Origin of the sequence: Geomicrobium sp. JCM 19039 (assembly GCF_000698145.1) — a bacterium.
In the GTDB taxonomy this organism is placed as follows: Bacteria; Bacillota; Bacilli; order Bacillales; family Marinococcaceae; genus Geomicrobium_A.
This window is the reverse complement of the sequence record NZ_BAXB01000016.1, coordinates 43,713-61,689: the sequence shown is the minus strand read 5'-3', so window position 1 is coordinate 61,689 and position 17,977 is coordinate 43,713. Positions and strand designations below refer to the sequence as shown.

Genomic DNA, 17,977 nt, shown 5'->3' with positions numbered 1-17,977 from the left:
CTTTATTATCGTAAAGACTCTCCGTACACGGTGTTCAGGATTTCATGAGTCGGTTTCGACCCTAGATTCTTCTGCACTTTGCCACGGATTTTGCTGTCATCAATATGCTGTGTAAGCTCATCTGTCATTTCTTTTGATCCAACAAAATAAGCATCATCCAAATCTCTAGATTTCAGCTCCTTCGTTAAGATCGGGGCTAACTTCTTGTACCAGCGCTGCATATTCTCTTCAAAGCGACGATCAAATTCATCCGCTGCCGTATCCGCTCCGCCAGGCGCACTCGTATGCCCTGCATCACGCTGAACCCAATCATCAGTCTCAAAGTTCCAATGAAACTTCAGTTCATCACGCACTTCTCCTAACGCCGTATCAATGAGTAACACGTCCCGCTTTTGCGTTACGATGACTCCAGTTTCGGATACTCTTTGTAAAGTTCGTGCAGTTGGGTTAGCTCTGGCGTACGTTCCCAATGAAAGGCGCTCTCTACTGGAACTTGAAGCATGTGGCAGACCAGAGAGACGCGTCAGCCGATGCGATGATGACTAAGCTTCGTTGCATTTCTGCTTGCTTATCTTGAATGTACGTCTCGACTTCATCTAATAGGCGCTTTAGTTGCTTTACTTGCTCTTTGTCCTCACTCTTCTCCGCATATTCTACCAACCTTTTGCTACCGTTTTTCAGGCGAATCTTCCACTCACCACGGTGTTGGTTTTGATTGGCAAAATCTGTATTTAGATAAATCGTTAGGACACCTTCATCATTCGTTACCTGTTTTAGTTGTTTCATCTCTTCTGCTAGTGCCAAAAGAAACTCCTCCTTAGCTGCAATTATAGTATGTATTACCGCAGCTAGAGGACATTAAACATTCTTTTTCTCACCATTTTCTTTAGGCAGATCAAGTGGCGTTTCTTCTACTTGCTTTTGATGTTTGAATTCATTCGCAGCCGTTCTTGCTGTATCAATAAAGTCTGTCGCAGTCGTTTTTAAATGGGAGGTGTGTTTGGCTATTTCTTCTACGTCTGCGCTTGCAACGTTTACAAGTGCATTCACTTTATCGGTCGTTTCTCGAATAAGGGTACGAATTTCTTCTTGGTTATCTTTTACAAATCGACTCGTTTCGTCAACGAACTGCGCACCTTCCTTCACATAGGTGACGGTCTTTTCTCTCGTATTCTTATTCAACAGCACATAGCTCAATGCTGCTGAAATCCCTCCGATGATGACCCAAAATGTCCATTGCTTTTTGCTTTTTGTCAAGATGATCCCTCCGATTTAAATGAATTACTCCTATTATACATTACAAAAATTTGATTTAAACCATTCAAGTCTGAAGATTATTTCGTCAAACTTCTGTCATCATATCGCATTTTCTTCAAATTGTAACAATTTATCAATGTTTAAAGTAGAGAGAATAGGGTAAAATAATCTTACAAGAAGGAAAAACCTTCTTCTTTGAATATACTAATTAAAAGGACGGAGAACCATGCGCAGACCATTCCGAACTTCATTTTCAGAGCTTGTAGACCAGAATAAACAAGACCTTGAGAGAGATAGAGATATGTTAAATGCAATTGAACAACGTGTTGAAGATCGTCAATTGCGCCGCTTAAAGAAAAGAAGCTTTTCAAAGAAAGAAGCTTAATCATGCAAAAAAAGAAGAGGCCCATTATTAGTGCCTCTTTTTATTTTTTATTTCTCGAACGATTAATGAATAAACCATCTGTTTCATCGCTTCTGTTTCATTAAGCAATTGATGCTCCCCACCGTCAATGAGGATGATCTTCTTATTGGCAAACCTTCGGTCATAGAACTTCAAGTTATACTCCCAGCTCACGGTCCATCTTTTGTGCCTTGAAAAATGGCAATTGGCGTTGACTCTTTCTGAGAGCTGTCTTTTCGAAAAGATTTCTCCCAATCAACCAGCGCTTTGACCCAATCTAGAGGAATTCGATCTTCTTGTAAAGGGTCCGTCCGTTGCTTATCAACAAACCCTTCATCCCCTGAGTTCGTTCGAAACTTCCGTGAACATCGTCGCTAAAAAGATTGATAAACACACTCCCCACCTTCGTTGTAAACCAACCTTTCGTGCGCGCCAATGGCGCAACTAAGATTAACTTCTTAATACGAAAGCGTCGCTCATCATTCCATAAATAATTCGAAGCAATGCCTCCACCCGTACTATGGCCAATAACGATAGGGTCACCGTATCCTCTTTGAATGAGTTGTGCCAACCCTTCTTCTAACACTTCTTCATACCGATTAAAATCATCAATATGATAAAGATCCCCTTCTGAAAGCCGTGTCCTGGGAAGTCGATGGCGAGCACTCCTATATTTTCGTTAACTAATCGATGAAAAAATGGACCTTGAGGCCGATATGGTCCATAAACCCATGCAAAAACAAAACGAACTGTTCACACTTCTCTGGGAAGAAATATTGAAAGGCAATCTGTTTACCGTTAAGCAAAACCCGCTGAATTTCATGATCTACATCAGCGGGCAACTCATAATACTCGCGATACGCATTGGGATGGTCCAAGAAGTATTCTCGCGATAGTAATCTGGAATGTTCATTCATTCTACTTATCTTTGATCCTATTCTTATATTCTCCGTACCCAAACTCATCCAACTGATCATAAGGAATAAAGCGAATCGATGCTGAGTTGATGCAATAACGGAGCCCCTCTGGTCCCGGACCATCGGGGAATACATGGCCTAGGTGTGAATCTGCATCGTGGCTTCTCACTTCTGTTCTTCTCATCCCATGAGAAGTATCTACCTTCTCAGCCACAACCTTTTCATCTACCGGCTTCGTAAAGCTTGGCCAGCCACAGCTCGACTCGAATTTCTCTTTAGACGTAAACAAAGGCTTGCCAGATATGATATCCACATACAACCCTTCTTCAAAATGATTCCAATACTCATTTTGAAACGGAGGTTCAGTCGCATCATTTTGAGTCACTTCATACTGCATTTTCGTAAGCTTTTCTTTAAGGTTTTGTTCTTGACGATCCGTCATCATTCATTCCCCCAATGCTTTTGGATAAACCTTGCCTACCAGACCCTCTTTTGTACAATTGATAATGGAAAGGGTTTTTCAAGTGATAATCTTGATGCTCTTCTTCGGCATCATAAAACGGTGCTGCTGGACGAATCGGTGTGACAATCTCTCCTGTAAACGGACCTGTTTCTTGCAACTCTTTTCTTGATTGTTCCGCTAGTGTTTGCTGTTCCTCATTATGGTAGAAAACAGCTGTCTCATACGATTCACCACGATCGTTAAATTGTCCACCACCGTCTGTAGGATCAATGTTCTGCCAAAAAATAGTCAACAGACGCTTGTAACTGACCACGTCTTCATCAAATACAATTTCAATCGCTTCTACATGACCGGTTGTATCCGAACAAACTTCCTTGTACGTAGGATTTTTCGTATGGCCTCCAGTATAACCCGAGCGGACACTCATCACGCCATCTTCCGCTTGAAATGGACCTACCATACACCAAAAACACCCACCAGCAAAGGTTGCCGTTTGCTTTTTCATGCTGTTTAACCTCCTCGTTCAATGACTTATCATTATATTCCCTATCAAAACGTTTCCTCAAACATACGGCTACTTTCTACCATAGTCCGCTTTAATTTCACCCCAGGCTTTTGTATCCCATTTGAGTAACGTAAACGATGGATTATGGTCACGCAACCATTGTTCCGCCTCCTGCACGTCGTCCCAAATAGCAACACTCTTCTCATTTCGAACGAGCGTTGCTTTCGCTTTCTTCGCTTTCACCCACCCCATCGCCGTTTGTGAATCCGTATAGACCGGAACATTCATTTTGTTGTTATGCAAAAATTTAAATGCATGCACAATCGCAAGAAATTCAGCCATATTGTTTGTGCCAAGCGGATACGCTTCTTTCTTAAACAGAAGCTTTCCATCTTTTGTGTATACGCCTTGGTATTCTACAGGTCCAGGATTCCCATGGGTGCCTGCGTCTACACTGACACTTTCTTCTATAGGTGATGTGGTCGTTGTTGAGCGTTTAACCTGTCCACTAGATTTTGGACTTTGATACCCTTGTTTGTATTCTGCTTTTGCTTCTTGAAGTGACGGATACGATTTATACCTCGCCCCTTGATACCCTTTCACTTGCTTCTCACATTCCGCCCAGGTTTCATAGATGCCCGGTGAACGCCCTTTCCATACAACATACCATTTCTTTTTTTTTCACGAGGTCATCCCCTTCCTATCCGGACATATCATATCATGCCGCCACTCTCTTTAAAAAGAGAAAGAGCTGACCTAAAATCGGTCAGCTCTTTCTCTTACAGATGATTACATATCGTCGTCGTCATCTTCCATGTCGTCATCCATATCTTCATCTAAATCGAGATCGTCTTCTGTATCATCCATATCGTCCATATCATCGTCGCCCATGTCATCATCCATGTCGCCGTCCATATCGTCGTCACCTGGTTCTTCAGGTGCGCCGCCATCTCCGTTCATGTCATCGCCTGCTGGATCTTCTGCATCATCACCACATGCTGCTAACATTCCGACTGCAAAAACACTTGATAGTGCACCGTATACTAATTTTTATTCATGATTCATTTCCTCCTAAATAAAATACATAGATTTTTGTTTGCTTTGTTTTGCTCTAGTTATCATTTTTCCATTTTCAAACCGAACTAAACAAAAAAAACGGCTTTCACAAACTTTCACATCTTCCACCCATAGTCTATACAATTTGTGCGAAATTGTAAGACATTTAACTACTATTACGCAAAAGTGCCCCAGACTGTACATCTGGGACACTCTTATCCTATAACTTCTCACGTACAGAAAGATCTTGTTGTTTTTGCACGTCTGATGCTCGTTCTTCATCTTTATAGTATTCGTCTTGGTCTACAAGCCCATCAATTTCACTATCGGTAAAGTCAACTTGCTCTCCTTCTAAGAGATCCTTCACATGTTCATACACTTCATCTAACTGATCTTCTTTTAAACGATCGACGAGTTGGTGAATATCTTCCTTCGTTACTGCCATATTTATCATTCCTTTCTTATCAGTACACCCTTCCCTTTTTCAAGCACGTGTAACCTACCTTCTCTTAATAAGGTGAATCAAAGTCATGATGCTCACCACGACTACGAGAATCCAACACGTCATTGAAATGATCTCAAACCCTTCGGCGCGTTCAATACCAATGCCGATATATGCCCATATAAAAACGAGCGGGTAAACCGCATCTTTGCACCTGTTCATGAATGTTATGGCGAGTACAACCCCGATAATTAATACGATGATGGTCCACACTTGGCCTGAAACAATGATTCCTTCAATCGGGTCGACGCCATTGCTACAAGCACAATACCAACATTTAAAATTGTTGCAATTGATACCCAACCGATATATACAGAAATTGGAAATAAATCAAAAGGACCACGATCTCTTGCATTTGAAATTAACCAATGTAAACGTATGAGTGAAAAAAGCAGCAACAACATAAACAACATCGTCACGTAGAACCATTCATAATGGAAGCTAATTAGCCACCCAGCATTTCCGATCGCACTTCCTAGAAACGGGTACAATAGTGCCGGAGCAAATGATTTCCTCCGCCCATTTGACGTCATGAATTTAGCTAGCCAGATGAGAAGAAGCACATAAATAAGTCCCCATATCGAAAATACATAACCTGGCGGAATGAACAGTAAACCGATCTGATCGGCAATTTCACCTGTCGTTTGTCCATTGATTGGCAATCCATTTGCCATCGCATTTACAACAACGACGACGACTAGCGCGAAAAACATGACAAAGACTGCTGATTTAGATAACGTTCGATTCAATTTTCTCACACCCTTTAATGAGGTTGTTATTTAAATAATTTCCGTTCATCTCACAGAATACATTGCACATAACAAAATCCCAGCATAGACACCTATGAGGGATTTTGACAGATATAAAGTAAAAGTGCAAAAAAAGCCTGTCATTTACGCTTTCTTTAATGACAACAACTGATCAATGTACAAATAAATCATAAACATTACGAAAAATGAAAACGTTCCACCGACATAAAAGCGAATAATGCCATTTCGGCCCGAGTCAATAATTCCCGTTGTTAACCAACCGATGACAGCAGCTACAGCCAATAGAACCGCTGCGACAATGCATTCTACTTTACGCGCGGATACGTGATGGACAATTTCCTGGACATTATCCATCACAATTTGCTTAAGTACAGTCACGACTCATCACTCCTTATTTTCAAATTAGTATATCATAAATATACGCCGATACGTGCAAACATTCGCGACCTTCTATACAATAGATGATAGATGAAGGAGGATGTTTTTATGATTTTTGTTGATAATGCAAACACGACAGATCCACGAATAAACTTAGCAATCGAAGAGTACATCCTTACACATTTTGACGAACATGATGTGTATTTGCTTTTTTACATTAATGAACCTTCCATTATAATCGGTAAAAACCAAAATACGATTGAAGAAATAAATCGTGACTACGTGAACGACCATAACTTGCACGTCGTACGCCGGTTATCTGGTGGTGGTGCTGTCTATCATGATCTTGGAAACTTAAACTTTAGTTTCATTACAAATGATGATGGGAATAGTTTCAGTAACTTTAAAAAATTCACCGAGCCCGTTGTGGAAGCACTCCAGCAAATGGGCGTACCTGCTGAGTTAAGCGGTCGAAATGATTTACACGCAGACGGCCGGAAGATTTCTGGTAATGCCCAGTTTGCGACGAAAGGGCGAATGTTTAGTCACGGCACATTGATGCTGGACTCTGAAATTGAGAATGTCGTGTCTGCTCTAAATGTAAGCGACGAGAAGATTCGTTCAAAAGGAATTAAATCCATACGTAGCCGCGTCGCGAACATTAACGAGTTTATTCAGAAACCTTTAAGCATGGAAGACTTCAAGGAACGTCTTCTCCAATCAATTTTTGCAGGGGACGCTCATTTTTCGCGCTACACGTTAACGGATAAAGATTGGGAAAAGATCCAGCAAATTTCTGAAGAACGGTACCAAAAATGGGAATGGAACTACGGGAAATCCCCTTCTTACGATATTAAGCGTTCTAAAAAGTTCCAAGCTGGGCTCGTGGATTTTCGTTTTAAAGTGAAAAAAGGGGTCATCTCGGAGATGAATATTTTTGGTGATTTCTTCGGCACTGGAGAAATAGAAGAAGCTGAGGCACATTTTGTTGGCACCCGCTACAAAGAAGAAGACATTCGAGTTGCTGTTGAGCAGTTAGACACCAAAAAATATTTTGGTGCCATTGACCGAGAAGATCTCATTACGTTAATTACGAGCTAATCATGTTGGGAGAGAGTATCGAATGAGTGCTTATGTATATGGGAATACGCCATGTTTTTTAGGAGCTAAATGGGCAATTGACAAAAATATAAAAGACACGGATGTCGTCGTATACGGCGTTCCTTGGGAAGGAGGCGTTACGTGGGGAGACTACACTGGGGTCGAGCTCGGTCCAAAATCGATGCGCCTTGCTTCTGCTAGGTATAGCGGTTATTTACCTGAACTTGACGATATTGATGTGTTTGAACACCTCAAGCTATCAGATATGGGTGATGTGGATGTCATTCCAGCTGAAGTTGAAAACACGATGCAACGGATTACGTCCTTCTCCAAACATACTTGGGAGCAAGACGTCTTCCCAGTCGCTTTAGGTGGGGATCATAGCATTACCTATCCAATTCTAAAAGGCTGGGCTGAGACGAACCCCGGCAAAAAGCTCGGCATCATTCATCTAGATGCTCACTATGACAACATGCCTGATTTCAATGGTGATTTGTATGCACGAAATACGCCATTTGCCCGTCTATATGAGCTTGATGCGGTAGAGAATACTGCACTCGTTCACGCGGGAATTCATGGACCACGAAATAAGCCAGAAAGTGGAAAGTTCGCCAAGGAAGCTGGGGCAATCACTCGCACTGTGAATGAATTTAAAGAAACAAAGGATTTACGTCAACTAGCTAGAGATATGTATGAGCAAGCATCAAAAGGTACAGATGCTGTATATCTTTCCATATGTAGTGATGTGTTAGACCATGCGTACAATCCAGGTGGACCGGTTGATACTAACGGCCTTACCTCCTATGAGTTGCTCACTGTGATCCATGAGCTAGGCAAACAAGGGCTATGCGGAATGGACTTCGTGGAAGTTTATCCACAGCAAGACCAAACAGATTTCTCTTCCCATCTCGCTTCCACCGTTGTATTGTATGTACTGGCTGGGCATGCACAATCGTAACAACTGATGAGAGGGGTTTGAACTTGGCATTCAAAACCCCTCTCATCTATTTGTCTCAATTGTAAGGATTAACCTAACGTCTGCTTACATATAATAAAAGATGTACAAGCCAGATGTTGCATCCGTTATCTTGATATGTAAAGTTTTGATATACTAGGTGTCCATCCCTTGTTTAGAAAGGGCGAACAGACAATGACTAAAGAACAAGCTTGGATTTCATTGCGAGCAGTAAGTGTAATTTTGATTGCCATTCTCATCATCTTAGTAAGTGCTTACCTTTTCACAATTACCTACCCTTTTGTAATTGCTGCACTGATCGCTTGGATGTTTGCACCGCTTTTACGACTATTAAAGATCAGGCTCAAGTTTCCATCAACGCTCGCATCACTAACGACTGTGTTGATTGGTATTTCTGTACTTGGTGGTGTAATTACTGGGATTACGTTCCTTATCATTTATATCTTCCAGCAAATTTCACACGAGTTACCGGGTTGGATTGAACAAGGCGCAGCCCAGCTTCAAGAAATGTTTAACAGTTTCGTACTACCGATTTGGACAGAAATGAATTGGTTCATTGATAACTTAAACGTTGAACAGCAACAAACCCTTCAGCAAGGAATTACAGAACTAGGAAACCAACTAGGGAACATTATTGGTAACGTTGCACAATCACTTGCAAACGGACTCACAAATGTTGTTTCCGGAATCCCTGCATTTTTATTTGCATTTATTTTCGTCATCCTTGCTGTTTACTTCATTGGTAAAGATGTAGGAACGATGAAAGCAAGTTTGCAAAGTAGAGTGCCTGTTGGCATCCAAACGAAATTCACGCTGTTCGTTCAGGAAGTTAAGACTCGTGTTTGGGGATTTATTCGAGCTCAATTAATCTTAATGATTATAACGACAGTCGTCGTTCTCATCGGGCTATTAATCCTCGGCGTTGAGAATGCGATAACGATGGCTTTGATTACCGGGGTTGCAGAAATCCTTCCCTATTTAGGAACAGGAACGATTCTCATTCCTTGGGGGATCTATCTGGTAATTTCTGGAGAAATCTTCTTAGGCATTTCGATACTCGTCTTATACGTTGTCGTTGTCATCGTTCGACAATCGTTAGAGCCAAAAGTCCTGTCCGTAAGTATGAATTTGAACACGCTAGCGGTTCTATTCTCTCTCTTTGTCGGGTTTCAAATTCTCGGTGTAATCGGCTTATTCCTTGGTCCAGCACTACTTGTTGTGCTTACGATCTTAAAAGATATTGGCGTCATTCAAGATATCGAACAGTTTATTAAACACGGGTTTATCGATGACGAACCTCCTCGAAACAACACGTCGTGATGAACGGTCGTTCGACTTCGCTCCCCTTCGTTCCTCAAAACCTTGTAAAAAGCGGGTATGTTACGCATATCCGCTTTTTTTGAAAGATAGATTTCCCTTATTACAAGGCCGTTTCAATCCGGTTAAAAAGTAGCAAACCCTCTTGTGTCCAGAAGTGAAAGCTTGCTAGGATGCTAGTTGTAGGTACACACACCTAAAACTAACGAACGCAATGAGGAGGAGTTTGCTTCATGAAGAAAATGCAAACACCAAATGTGGTGAAACATTTTAGTATGACTGCCTTAGCCGCCGGATTTGTTTTCGCTTTCCTACCTATTACTGCAGACGCCAGTGAATTTGGAAGTGAAAAGTTAAGTGATGGGACTGAGCACGAAGAACATGTAGAACTTCTGCAAGAGTTACTCGTTGAAGAAGAGTACTTAGAAGATGAGTCCATAAATGGAGTTTTTGATGAGACGACAGAAGAAGCTGTTACAGTTTTCCAAGAAGACGCGAGCCTGCTCATTGACGGCATTGCCGGACCGCAAACACTAGGTGCCCTTTCGGTATTAGAAAAAGATGATGAAAACGTGCTCGTAGAATATTTACAAGAAGACTTGAAATCCTTTGGTTATTATGGAGGATCCATTGACGGAATTTTCGGACCACTAACAGAAGATGCCGTTAAAGGCTTCCAATCAGATGCGGGCATTCACGCTGACGGTTTGGCAGGACCTGCCACCTATTCTGCGATGATGAATTTTACAGCACCACAACCAGAAACAACTGTTGAAAGCGAACCAGCAAATGAAGCCGCCTCCGAAGACGCAACTGAAACGACGGAAGAAGCGACGGCCTCTGCAGAAACGACAAGTGAATCAACCAGCTCAGCTCCAGAAGGCACCACAATTTCAATGGAAGCCACTGCGTACACTGCATACTGCAACGGTTGCTCCGGTATTACTGCAACAGGTATTGACCTTAGAAATGACCCACATGCCAATGTAGTTGCTGTTGATCCAAACATCATCCCTCTCGGTAGCCGCGTATATGTTGAAGGATACGGTGAAGCAATTGCTGGTGATACTGGTGGCGCGATTAATGGCCATAAAATCGACCTGCATATGGCGACCAAAGATGAAGCATTAAATTTCGGAAGACAACAAGTGAACGTCACGATCCTTAACTAAATCCATCCACCCCGATCTTCTAAGCTAGAAGATCGGGTTTTTTTACGTTTTTGATTAGTACGAATCTCATCACACAGGCATGAAAATCCGGTCAGTAAAGCGATTGTTACCAATTGACTTCTACTCGTTTAACTCTCTCCCTCCCCCACAATAGCAACATACTCCTGCCTACTTTTGTCAGAACAATTATTTTTTTCTAAAAAACTGTTGCAACACAACGATCGTTGTTATATATTAATTAACATAAAATTAATACTGTTATAATACAAAAAGGGAGAGGATTTTCATGAGTTTCCAAACTGAAGTAAAAGCATTAAACGATCAATGGAAAGATGACAACCGGTGGGACGGTATCAATCGCCCTTATTCTGCAGAGGAAGTCATCCGTTTGCGCGGTTCTTTGCAAATTGAACACACGCTTGCCAAAACTGGCGCCAACAAGTTGTGGGCTCAGCTACATGATATGGATAAAGTTCATGCTCTTGGTGCATTGACCGGAAACCAAGCTGTTCAACAAGTAAAAGCCGGATTAAAAGCCATCTATTTAAGTGGGTGGCAAGTAGCAGCCGATGCAAACCTGTCAGGTGAAATGTATCCTGATCAAAGCCTATATCCTGCGAACTCCGTTCCCCAAGTCGTAAAGCGGATTAATAATGCACTGCAACGAGCAGATCAAATTCAGCATATGGAAGGCAATGACGAGACCGATTATTTTGTTCCGATCATCGCTGATGCAGAAGCAGGGTTTGGTGGTCAGCTTAACGTTTTTGAATTGATAAAAGGGATGATTGAGGCAGGTGCATCAGGCGTTCACCTTGAAGACCAGCTCGCCTCAGAGAAGAAATGTGGGCATCTAGGGGGTAAAGTATTGTTACCAACAAAAAACGCGATCAAAAACTTAGTCGCGGCCCGTCTTGCCGCTGATGTTTCCGGTGTCCCAACCGTAATTATCGCTCGAACAGATGCCGATGCGGCCGACTTGATTACGAGTGACATTGACTCAGAAGATCATAAGTTCATTACAGGTGAACGTACTCCAGAAGGTTTCTATCGTACTCACGCAGGCCTTGATCAAGCTATTGCTAGAGGGCTAGCTTACGCCCCGTACGCTGATTTAATTTGGTGCGAGACGTCAAAACCTAGCCTCGAGGAAGCTCAACAGTTTGCCGATGCCATTCATGAAAAATTCCCTGGTAAAATGCTTGCGTACAACTGCTCACCTTCTTTTAATTGGAAAGCGAATCTTGATGAGCAAACGATTGAAGAATTTCAAGATCGGCTAGCAGACATGGGCTACCGTTTTCAATTTGTTACTCTCGCTGGTTTTCATTCTTTAAACTACAGCATGTTTGACCTTGCTTCCAAGTACAAAGACCATGGGATGGCTGCCTACTCTACATTGCAACAAGATGAGTTTGATGCGGAATCTCGTGGTTACACAGCTACTAAGCACCAACGAGAAGTAGGTACCGGATATTTTGATGAAATTGCACAGACGATATCATCTGGTACCTCCTCCACAACTGCACTTGCAGGTTCAACAGAAACCGAACAGTTTTAAATGAACCGCCGAGGATGAGAGCTCTCATCCTCATTTTATATGAACAAAAAAAGCCGCCAACATTGGCAGCTAAAGTCGTTTTATTCATGTTCAACATTTCTAAGACACCGTTCACATTGGGTGAAAAATGAATCATTTGCTGCGGGAAGTACCTCACCACAATCTTGACAACATGTTGGCATTGCAGATAATTCAGTCATTTTCACAAACTCCATAAGAACCCTCCTCTTTGTGTCGTATTCACATTGTACTATAACAATTAAAATAAGTAAACATCTGTTATATAAGAAATAAATATCAATTGATAACGAATCGCTTTCACGTTATATGAGAAACACGTAATCTTATTGGAAAGATTTGCTACGAGCTGCAACCGTAGAGAAATCATCACGTCAAGCACGAACGACAAGCTGTGCAAATAAAGATTTCTCCATTGAAAGACCGGTGGTACGCTTTTCAACTTAAATGATTAGCTCCTAGGTAGTCGTTCACATTTCGTCAACCTTTTTCGCTTGTTATCTCATTTACTCACGGTACGCGACTAGAGCTAGTCGTTACAACACCTTAGTACGTCGTTCAGAGATTCATGTACATACCGCACATAAAAAAAGACCGACACCAGGTCGTGTCGATCTACATTTCAATCGCTTTTTCAGATCGTTTCGCATCTACCATCAGAAGGGTTGCCGATATGGCGTGCATAATCATACCAATGACCGGGATAAATGCAACAAATGCCGTAACAATACCGAGAATGCTTCCGTGTTTCTTCTTCCCGTCATTCACACTCATTACAAGCGTTAAAATGTGTAAACCGAGCATGATGATCATTGGCGTCGGACCCATTCCCCAATAAATAAAAATACCTAAAACTGGTATCGCAAGCACCGCTTCCAAACCACCAGATATCCACTTCAAAATTGATGATCCATTCATGATATCATCTCCTTGTACAATTCGACCAAATTCGTTAGTACTATCCTACACTATTTTTACGTATCATTGCATCAATGGTTTCATTTATTCTACAAATGATGGATCAAGACATTTTAGCGTACATAAACATTCGCAGTCCACAATCGTGCATTGCCCTGTGCGAACGAGCAACCAATCACTGTTTTGCACAATTTGATTTAAAGGGACGTCAGCCACACCAGCTGGTATCTCCAATTCAGGATATGGCCTCAGCAACTCTAAAACCGCACAATTCCCATCTACACTGTCTACCCTAAAAAATACAGTAATAAACGATTCACCTTCACGTGTATTACCTAAAGCGTATAATAACCGATTCGTATTCGTCGTAAAAATTAATGGAACGGTATCATAAACAGGTTCTGGATTTAACAACTTTTCATAACAACCGTTGCCACATGACTTCCGTACACGATCTTGTTCCTTGGCGATCCCTTTTAATGTTTCGCATACGCAAGTACACGTATTTTTGCTACAAGACGAACATGAATGACAATGAAAACTTTTCATATTTCCCCTCCTCTCCATACTTATTTTATTCAGTAACACAACGCTTGTATGGTCAGTCTCATAGAACATTCGTCAAAATTGATTGAAAAATCACCGGATTCCTTTATAATTAAAATTAAGAAAAGATTGAATACGATGCATAGAAAGGTTGATTCAGCATGAATCCAGGTGCACTAGTTGCCATTCTCTCAATTTCACTTGTTATGGTTGCGGTCAGTGCCGCAATGGCTCTTGTCTTTTTAATTCAATCCTCTAAGCGTGACGTATAAACATCTTCCACGAACAAAGTGCAGAGAGCTCTACTCGCTCTCTGCACTTTGTTATGTGTGAATCATATTGATTATTGAACTTGCCATCGTTCGGCCTCAGTAGCTATAAACGAAAAGATTTTCACCTACATAAGTGTACTTATCACATTCACTAGTTCTTGAAGTTGTAACTGCATCAACCGTCCGTTCCATACGCTCAGGGTAAGAGATTCCTCTTTTCTGTCACAAGGCTAACGAGACGTCGGCATGAGTCATGCCGACGTCAATTCGGTGTATCATCGGCACCGGAGGCGCCGATGGTTGCAAGCACTTGAGATTTATATGAATAAACGGGGATGAACTGCACGAGGTGTTCTAAAACGATCTAGATCATCAAGAAAACGATCTATATAGAATGAACTTACCATTTTCCTAATTGCTCAGTTTGTTGTTGCTTTCCACTGCAGGCGGATGCTTGGAAGTCGGGTGTTCATGCTAGCGTGGCTCGCTCAGCTCAATACCGAGGCGAACATGACGGGTTGTGTGATTTTTGTTACATGAGTATGTTAAGTTCAACATACATCGTCCATTGGGATAACAAGAGCACAACTCTTGCGAGCACTGCATTTTCATTTCCTCGTATTTCTACTGCTAAAATGTCGTTCGTTCCCAATCGCTACGCAAGCTCGGGTACCTTTACCTAGTTGGTCCCGTTTTCACTCTTACGTCGATTGATTGTACCGTAAGTTAGCGTGGAACGAGCTGTGTGATGCTTCCGACCAGAGAACGTACTGCACCCGTGCGTAATTTCAGCGCTAATTAAACACGAATCCGACACTTCTGTATTATTACGAATACGTCTGTTTGCTTAGCTCGTCGAGAAAGTGGGCTTGAAAAGTGCCAATCCCAGCGTACTGACTCGTCTCATATGCCCGCTCGGCAGCAATTGTATAGTCTCGTACTGCTTCTGTAGTTAACACTGTAGCATCATCTTTTTTCACACTCACATAACTTGCAATGACGGCCCCGAGCAGGCAGCCAGTCCCAACAACTTTTGTTAGCCAAGCGTGACCTTGGGTCAATACCGTAGTTGTTGCGCCATCACTGACGGCATCTGTTTCTCCAGTTACACAAACAATCGTTTGCAACTTATATGCCGTTTGCTCTGCTAGTGTTGCAGGGTCTAAATTACTCATCCCCTCAACGCCTTTAATCTCAGAATGGGCGCCAAGAAGCGAGGCAATTTCACCGGCGTTCCCGCGGACAACTGTCATGTCCACTTCCTTTAGTAGTCTTTCAACGCTCTCTGTGCGATACGTCGTTGCCCCAACAGCGACTGGGTCTAGGACGATTGGTACACCATGTTTGTTCGCCGATTTTCCGGCGATGATCATCGCTTCTAATTGTGCATCGGTGAGCGTACCTGTATTGAGTAACAAGCCATTGGCTGCGGCTGCAAGCTGTCCTGACTCATGCGCATTTTTGCTCATGACCGGTGACGCCCCAATCGCTAATAAGCCATTTGCTGTAAAATTTGTTACCACATCGTTTGTCATACAATAAATTAACGGTTGAAGTTCGCGTAATCGCGTATTCATCATCATCCACTCCTAAAAACATCATAACGAAAAAAAAGACTTGGTGAAACACCAAATCTTTCTTCTCTTATTACGCATGTGAGGAATTAAATCTTCCTAAGAAAGACTTCAACCGGTCACTCGTTGGATTTTCAATAACGTCATGGGGGGTTCCATGCTCTGCAATTAAGCCATTATCTAGGAACAATACACGATCAGCCACATCTCGGGCAAAGTCCATCTCGTGAGTGATGAGCATCATCGTCGTTTCTCCCTCTGCGGCAATATCTTTAATCACTTCCAATACCTCTCCTACTAGCTCAGGATCAAGCGCTGCAGTAACCTCATCAAATAACAACACTTTCGGCTGCATGACAAGTGATCTCGCAATTGCAACTCGCTGCTGTTGGCCACCTGATAACTGCGATGGATACATGTCGACCTTATCGCTAAGTCCTACCTTCTCAAGCATTTGTTTCGCTCGTTCGGTCGCTTCTTCTTTGGATAAGCCGAGCACATGAATGGGCGCTTCAGTGCAATTGCGAATAATGCTCATGTGAGGAAATAAATTGTACTGTTGGAACACCATCCCGATCTTCCCACGCACTTTTCGCAAGTGTTTTTCATCTGCTGGCTCTAATTTTCCATTCACTTCTTTATGCCAAAGCATTTCTCCATCTACTTCAATCGTTCCCTCTGTTGGTTCTTCCAACGTCATGAGCATACGAATAATTGTCGTTTTCCCAGACCCTGAAGGACCGATGAGTGCCACCTTCTCCCCTTCGTGTACATTTAAGTTCAAATCATTCAAGACGACATTGTCCCCAAACGCTTTCTTTACATCTCTATAACGAACGATAACTTTACGATCGTTTTGTGCATGATCAACTTCAGTCATTATGCCTTCACTCCTTTTTCAGCGCTTCCAGGTAACTGTCCTGATTTTCTTTCCAAGTATCGTATAAACAGTGCACACGGGTAACTAAGCACGAGGAAAATAAAGCCAACAATCGTAATCGGTTCTAGGAAACGATAACTTTCTGCTCCAATGGAACGTGCAATCATCATCATTTCCATTACATAGATACCCATTAGAAGAGGCGTTTCTTTGAACAAGACAATCAAGTAGTTTCCGAGCATCGGAATGACCGGAGGGATCGCTTGAGGTAAAACAACCTTCTTCCATGTTTGCGCCTTTGAGAAGTTTAGTGCTTTACTCGCTTCCCATTGACTCTTCGGTACCGAATTAATCCCTGAACGGTATACTTCGGATACATACGTACTATAGTGAACACCGAGTACAATCGCCCCTGTTAGAAATGGTCCCATATCAAAAGCAAAATACACGAAAAATAGTTGCACGAGCGGCGGGGTTACACGGATAAATTCAATGATCCCCGCAACGAGTAGAGATAACGGCTTAAAACTTGAGCGTCTTAAAAGCGTCAGCACAAGCCCGAGCGTTAACGAAATCGCGTAGGCAGCAACGGTCGCACCAATCGTTATCCAAACACCTTCGAGGATTCGCGGAAAGATTTCAAATGCAAATGCCCAATCCCATGTCATACTGTACTCACCCCTTTAGAAGCACGCTTTTCAAGCCACCTCGTTAAAAATACGAGCGGTAAGGCCAAAACGAAATACGTTAACAATAAGTACGTATAGATTTCAACTTGAGCAGAAAGTGATGTGTTAGAACTTCTTAAGATATTCGCATTGAACGTCATATCTGCAAGTGATATGAAATAGACGAGTGACGTTCCTTTCAACAGTTCAATCGCATTATTGCCAAGTCCAGGCAACATAAGCCGTACCGCTTGTGGCAAGATGACTCTTCTCATCGTTTGGAATTTCGACATGTTTAAGGAAATGGCCGCTTCCGTTTGCCCTTTTGGTACGGCGAGTACAGCCCCTCGAACGACTTCAGAGGCATACGCACCGTAATTCAGACCTAATGCTAGACCCCCTGCAACAAATGCCGAGACGGTAAATGGCATAAGTGAAGGAAAAGCGTACGCGAAAAAGAACATTTGCACGAGCAAAGACGTTCCTCTAAACAATTCCACAAATACCGTTGCAAAACCTCGAACAATGGCTAATCGACTCGTTCTCGCTAAACCCATGACGAGGGCAATGGAATACGCAAGCACTGCACCAAATAAAAATGCTTGTACGGTCGTTGAGAGACCGCCTAAAATGTAAGGCAAAAACGTATCGATGTTCGTGAACATCTTCATTCTCCTCTACAACTGACATGTGTGCTACGTAATGTAAAAAAACACGGCGGCA

23 protein-coding genes and 2 pseudogenes are annotated in these 17,977 nt (G+C 42.3%); 6 read left to right on the top strand and 19 right to left on the bottom strand.

Annotated features, from left to right (window positions below):
* Nucleotides 1-5: 5 nt before the first annotated feature.
* The 3 genes from JCM19039_RS14860 to JCM19039_RS14850 are packed head-to-tail and all read right to left on the bottom strand — an operon-like array spanning nt 6 to nt 1,257.
* Nucleotides 6-470 (bottom strand): VLRF1 family aeRF1-type release factor, encoded by a 465-nt coding sequence (locus tag JCM19039_RS14860; protein WP_042428571.1) that lies wholly within the window; start codon nt 468-470, stop codon nt 6-8.
* A 13-nt stretch (nt 471-483) separates the two neighbouring features.
* Complete coding sequence (locus JCM19039_RS14855; RefSeq protein ID WP_042428569.1) at nt 484-804, bottom strand: hypothetical protein; 321 nt, start codon at nt 802-804, stop codon at nt 484-486.
* 54 nt (nt 805-858) lie between these two features.
* A complete protein-coding gene (locus JCM19039_RS14850; protein ID WP_042428566.1) occupies nt 859-1,257 on the bottom strand; it encodes a hypothetical protein in 399 nt (132 codons plus the stop codon).
* 226 nt (nt 1,258-1,483) lie between these two features.
* On the opposite strand from JCM19039_RS14850, the gene JCM19039_RS23910 reads away from it, so the two are divergent.
* Nucleotides 1,484-1,642 (top strand): FbpB family small basic protein, encoded by a 159-nt coding sequence (locus JCM19039_RS23910; RefSeq protein ID WP_152549014.1) that lies wholly within the window; start codon nt 1,484-1,486, stop codon nt 1,640-1,642.
* A 27-nt stretch (nt 1,643-1,669) separates the two neighbouring features.
* Here JCM19039_RS23910 and JCM19039_RS24515 read toward each other — a convergent pair whose 3' ends face one another.
* The 10 genes and pseudogenes from JCM19039_RS24515 to JCM19039_RS14800 all read right to left on the bottom strand — a co-directional run bounded on the left by JCM19039_RS24515 (nt 1,670) and on the right by JCM19039_RS14800 (nt 6,251).
* Entirely contained in the window at nt 1,670-1,816 is a 147-nt protein-coding gene (locus JCM19039_RS24515) for a hypothetical protein (RefSeq protein ID WP_193744257.1), read from the bottom strand.
* Between the two features lie 121 nt (nt 1,817-1,937).
* Nucleotides 1,938-2,282, bottom strand: a pseudogene (locus tag JCM19039_RS28050) (alpha/beta hydrolase); the annotation flags it as partial.
* Nucleotides 2,283-2,343: 61 nt separating this feature from the next.
* Nucleotides 2,344-2,577 (bottom strand): hypothetical protein, encoded by a 234-nt coding sequence (locus JCM19039_RS23905; protein WP_152550227.1) that lies wholly within the window; start codon nt 2,575-2,577, stop codon nt 2,344-2,346.
* Nucleotide 2,578: 1 nt separating this feature from the next.
* Nucleotides 2,579-3,019, bottom strand: a complete 441-nt coding sequence (msrB, locus tag JCM19039_RS14830) for a peptide-methionine (R)-S-oxide reductase MsrB (protein ID WP_042428552.1) — start codon at nt 3,017-3,019, stop codon at nt 2,579-2,581.
* Entirely contained in the window at nt 2,991-3,545 is a 555-nt protein-coding gene (gene msrA / locus JCM19039_RS14825) for a peptide-methionine (S)-S-oxide reductase MsrA (protein ID WP_081834554.1), read from the bottom strand. Before msrA ends, msrB begins: the two co-directional genes overlap by 29 nt.
* A 69-nt stretch (nt 3,546-3,614) precedes the next feature.
* Nucleotides 3,615-4,205, bottom strand: a pseudogene (locus JCM19039_RS14820) (viroplasmin family protein); the annotation flags it as partial.
* Between the two features lie 129 nt (nt 4,206-4,334).
* Nucleotides 4,335-4,553, bottom strand: a complete 219-nt coding sequence (locus JCM19039_RS14815) for a hypothetical protein (protein WP_052398849.1) — start codon at nt 4,551-4,553, stop codon at nt 4,335-4,337.
* A 268-nt stretch (nt 4,554-4,821) separates the two neighbouring features.
* Entirely contained in the window at nt 4,822-5,046 is a 225-nt protein-coding gene (locus JCM19039_RS14810; protein WP_042428546.1) for a hypothetical protein, read from the bottom strand.
* 248 nt (nt 5,047-5,294) lie between these two features.
* Nucleotides 5,295-5,852 (bottom strand): tryptophan-rich sensory protein, encoded by a 558-nt coding sequence (locus tag JCM19039_RS14805; protein ID WP_052398847.1) that lies wholly within the window; start codon nt 5,850-5,852, stop codon nt 5,295-5,297.
* Nucleotides 5,853-5,996: 144 nt separating this feature from the next.
* Nucleotides 5,997-6,251 (bottom strand): hypothetical protein, encoded by a 255-nt coding sequence (locus JCM19039_RS14800; protein WP_042428543.1) that lies wholly within the window; start codon nt 6,249-6,251, stop codon nt 5,997-5,999.
* Between the two features lie 108 nt (nt 6,252-6,359).
* Here JCM19039_RS14800 and JCM19039_RS14795 point away from each other — a divergent pair, with 108 nt between their 5' ends.
* From JCM19039_RS14795 to aceA, 5 genes are all read left to right on the top strand, one after another.
* Nucleotides 6,360-7,352 carry a lipoate--protein ligase gene (locus JCM19039_RS14795; protein ID WP_042428540.1) on the top strand — a complete coding sequence of 331 codons (993 nt, stop codon included), beginning with the start codon at nt 6,360-6,362 and terminating at the stop codon, nt 7,350-7,352.
* Between the two features lie 22 nt (nt 7,353-7,374).
* Nucleotides 7,375-8,310 carry an agmatinase family protein gene (locus JCM19039_RS14790; protein WP_042428535.1) on the top strand — a complete coding sequence of 312 codons (936 nt, stop codon included), beginning with the start codon at nt 7,375-7,377 and terminating at the stop codon, nt 8,308-8,310.
* Between the two features lie 192 nt (nt 8,311-8,502).
* Nucleotides 8,503-9,648, top strand: coding sequence for a sporulation integral membrane protein YtvI (ytvI, locus tag JCM19039_RS14785; protein WP_042400323.1), 1,146 nt, complete (start codon nt 8,503-8,505; stop codon nt 9,646-9,648).
* A 230-nt stretch (nt 9,649-9,878) separates the two neighbouring features.
* Nucleotides 9,879-10,817: a peptidoglycan-binding protein gene (locus tag JCM19039_RS14780; protein WP_042428532.1), complete on the top strand. Its 939-nt coding sequence runs from the start codon at nt 9,879-9,881 to the stop codon at nt 10,815-10,817.
* A 286-nt stretch (nt 10,818-11,103) separates the two neighbouring features.
* Nucleotides 11,104-12,378, top strand: coding sequence for an isocitrate lyase (gene aceA, locus JCM19039_RS14775; protein WP_042428531.1), 1,275 nt, complete (start codon nt 11,104-11,106; stop codon nt 12,376-12,378).
* Nucleotides 12,379-13,011: 633 nt separating this feature from the next.
* Here aceA and JCM19039_RS14770 read toward each other — a convergent pair.
* The 6 genes from JCM19039_RS14770 to ehuC form a co-directional block, all read right to left on the bottom strand.
* Nucleotides 13,012-13,314, bottom strand: coding sequence for a hypothetical protein (locus tag JCM19039_RS14770; protein WP_042428528.1), 303 nt, complete (start codon nt 13,312-13,314; stop codon nt 13,012-13,014).
* Nucleotides 13,315-13,398: 84 nt separating this feature from the next.
* On the bottom strand, nt 13,399-13,863 hold the full coding sequence (locus JCM19039_RS14765) for a CotY/CotZ family spore coat protein (protein ID WP_042428525.1): 465 nt from the start codon (nt 13,861-13,863) through the stop codon (nt 13,399-13,401).
* A gap of 1,096 nt (nt 13,864-14,959) precedes the next feature.
* Nucleotides 14,960-15,709, bottom strand: a complete 750-nt coding sequence (gene thiM, locus JCM19039_RS14760) for a hydroxyethylthiazole kinase (protein WP_307190275.1) — start codon at nt 15,707-15,709, stop codon at nt 14,960-14,962.
* Nucleotides 15,710-15,779: 70 nt separating this feature from the next.
* The gene (gene ehuA / locus JCM19039_RS14755) at nt 15,780-16,586 is read right to left on the bottom strand and encodes an ectoine/hydroxyectoine ABC transporter ATP-binding protein EhuA (protein ID WP_042428520.1); all 807 of its coding nucleotides are present in this window, start codon (nt 16,584-16,586) and stop codon (nt 15,780-15,782) included.
* Nucleotides 16,586-17,254, bottom strand: coding sequence for an ectoine/hydroxyectoine ABC transporter permease subunit EhuD (ehuD, locus tag JCM19039_RS14750; RefSeq protein ID WP_042428518.1), 669 nt, complete (start codon nt 17,252-17,254; stop codon nt 16,586-16,588). The genes ehuA and ehuD overlap by 1 nt, the downstream gene beginning before the upstream one ends.
* The gene (ehuC, locus tag JCM19039_RS14745) at nt 17,251-17,919 is read right to left on the bottom strand and encodes an ectoine/hydroxyectoine ABC transporter permease subunit EhuC (RefSeq protein ID WP_042428516.1); all 669 of its coding nucleotides are present in this window, start codon (nt 17,917-17,919) and stop codon (nt 17,251-17,253) included. The genes ehuD and ehuC overlap by 4 nt, the downstream gene beginning before the upstream one ends.
* Between the last annotated feature and the right edge of the window lie 58 nt (nt 17,920-17,977).

Excerpts from the sequence above, each read along its gene's own strand:
- JCM19039_RS23910 (WP_152549014.1), top strand. The coding sequence starts at position 1,484 with ATGCGCAGACCATTCCGAACTTCATTTTCAGAGCTTGTAGACCAGAAT.
- JCM19039_RS23905 (WP_152550227.1), bottom strand. The coding sequence starts at position 2,577 with ATGAATGAACATTCCAGATTACTATCGCGAGAATACTTCTTGGACCAT.
- msrB (WP_042428552.1), bottom strand. The coding sequence starts at position 3,019 with ATGACGGATCGTCAAGAACAAAACCTTAAAGAAAAGCTTACGAAAATG.
- msrA (WP_081834554.1), bottom strand. The coding sequence starts at position 3,545 with ATGAAAAAGCAAACGGCAACCTTTGCTGGTGGGTGTTTTTGGTGTATG.
- JCM19039_RS14815 (WP_052398849.1), bottom strand. The coding sequence starts at position 4,553 with ATGTTAGCAGCATGTGGTGATGATGCAGAAGATCCAGCAGGCGATGAC.
- JCM19039_RS14810 (WP_042428546.1), bottom strand. The coding sequence starts at position 5,046 with ATGGCAGTAACGAAGGAAGATATTCACCAACTCGTCGATCGTTTAAAA.
- JCM19039_RS14795 (WP_042428540.1), top strand. The coding sequence starts at position 6,360 with ATGATTTTTGTTGATAATGCAAACACGACAGATCCACGAATAAACTTA.
- JCM19039_RS14790 (WP_042428535.1), top strand. The coding sequence starts at position 7,375 with ATGAGTGCTTATGTATATGGGAATACGCCATGTTTTTTAGGAGCTAAA.
- ytvI (WP_042400323.1), top strand. The coding sequence starts at position 8,503 with ATGACTAAAGAACAAGCTTGGATTTCATTGCGAGCAGTAAGTGTAATT.
- JCM19039_RS14780 (WP_042428532.1), top strand. The coding sequence starts at position 9,879 with ATGAAGAAAATGCAAACACCAAATGTGGTGAAACATTTTAGTATGACT.
- aceA (WP_042428531.1), top strand. The coding sequence starts at position 11,104 with ATGAGTTTCCAAACTGAAGTAAAAGCATTAAACGATCAATGGAAAGAT.
- JCM19039_RS14770 (WP_042428528.1), bottom strand. The coding sequence starts at position 13,314 with ATGAATGGATCATCAATTTTGAAGTGGATATCTGGTGGTTTGGAAGCG.
- JCM19039_RS14765 (WP_042428525.1), bottom strand. The coding sequence starts at position 13,863 with ATGAAAAGTTTTCATTGTCATTCATGTTCGTCTTGTAGCAAAAATACG.
- thiM (WP_307190275.1), bottom strand. The coding sequence starts at position 15,709 with ATGAATACGCGATTACGCGAACTTCAACCGTTAATTTATTGTATGACA.
- ehuA (WP_042428520.1), bottom strand. The coding sequence starts at position 16,586 with ATGACTGAAGTTGATCATGCACAAAACGATCGTAAAGTTATCGTTCGT.
- ehuD (WP_042428518.1), bottom strand. The coding sequence starts at position 17,254 with ATGACATGGGATTGGGCATTTGCATTTGAAATCTTTCCGCGAATCCTC.
- ehuC (WP_042428516.1), bottom strand. The coding sequence starts at position 17,919 with ATGTTCACGAACATCGATACGTTTTTGCCTTACATTTTAGGCGGTCTC.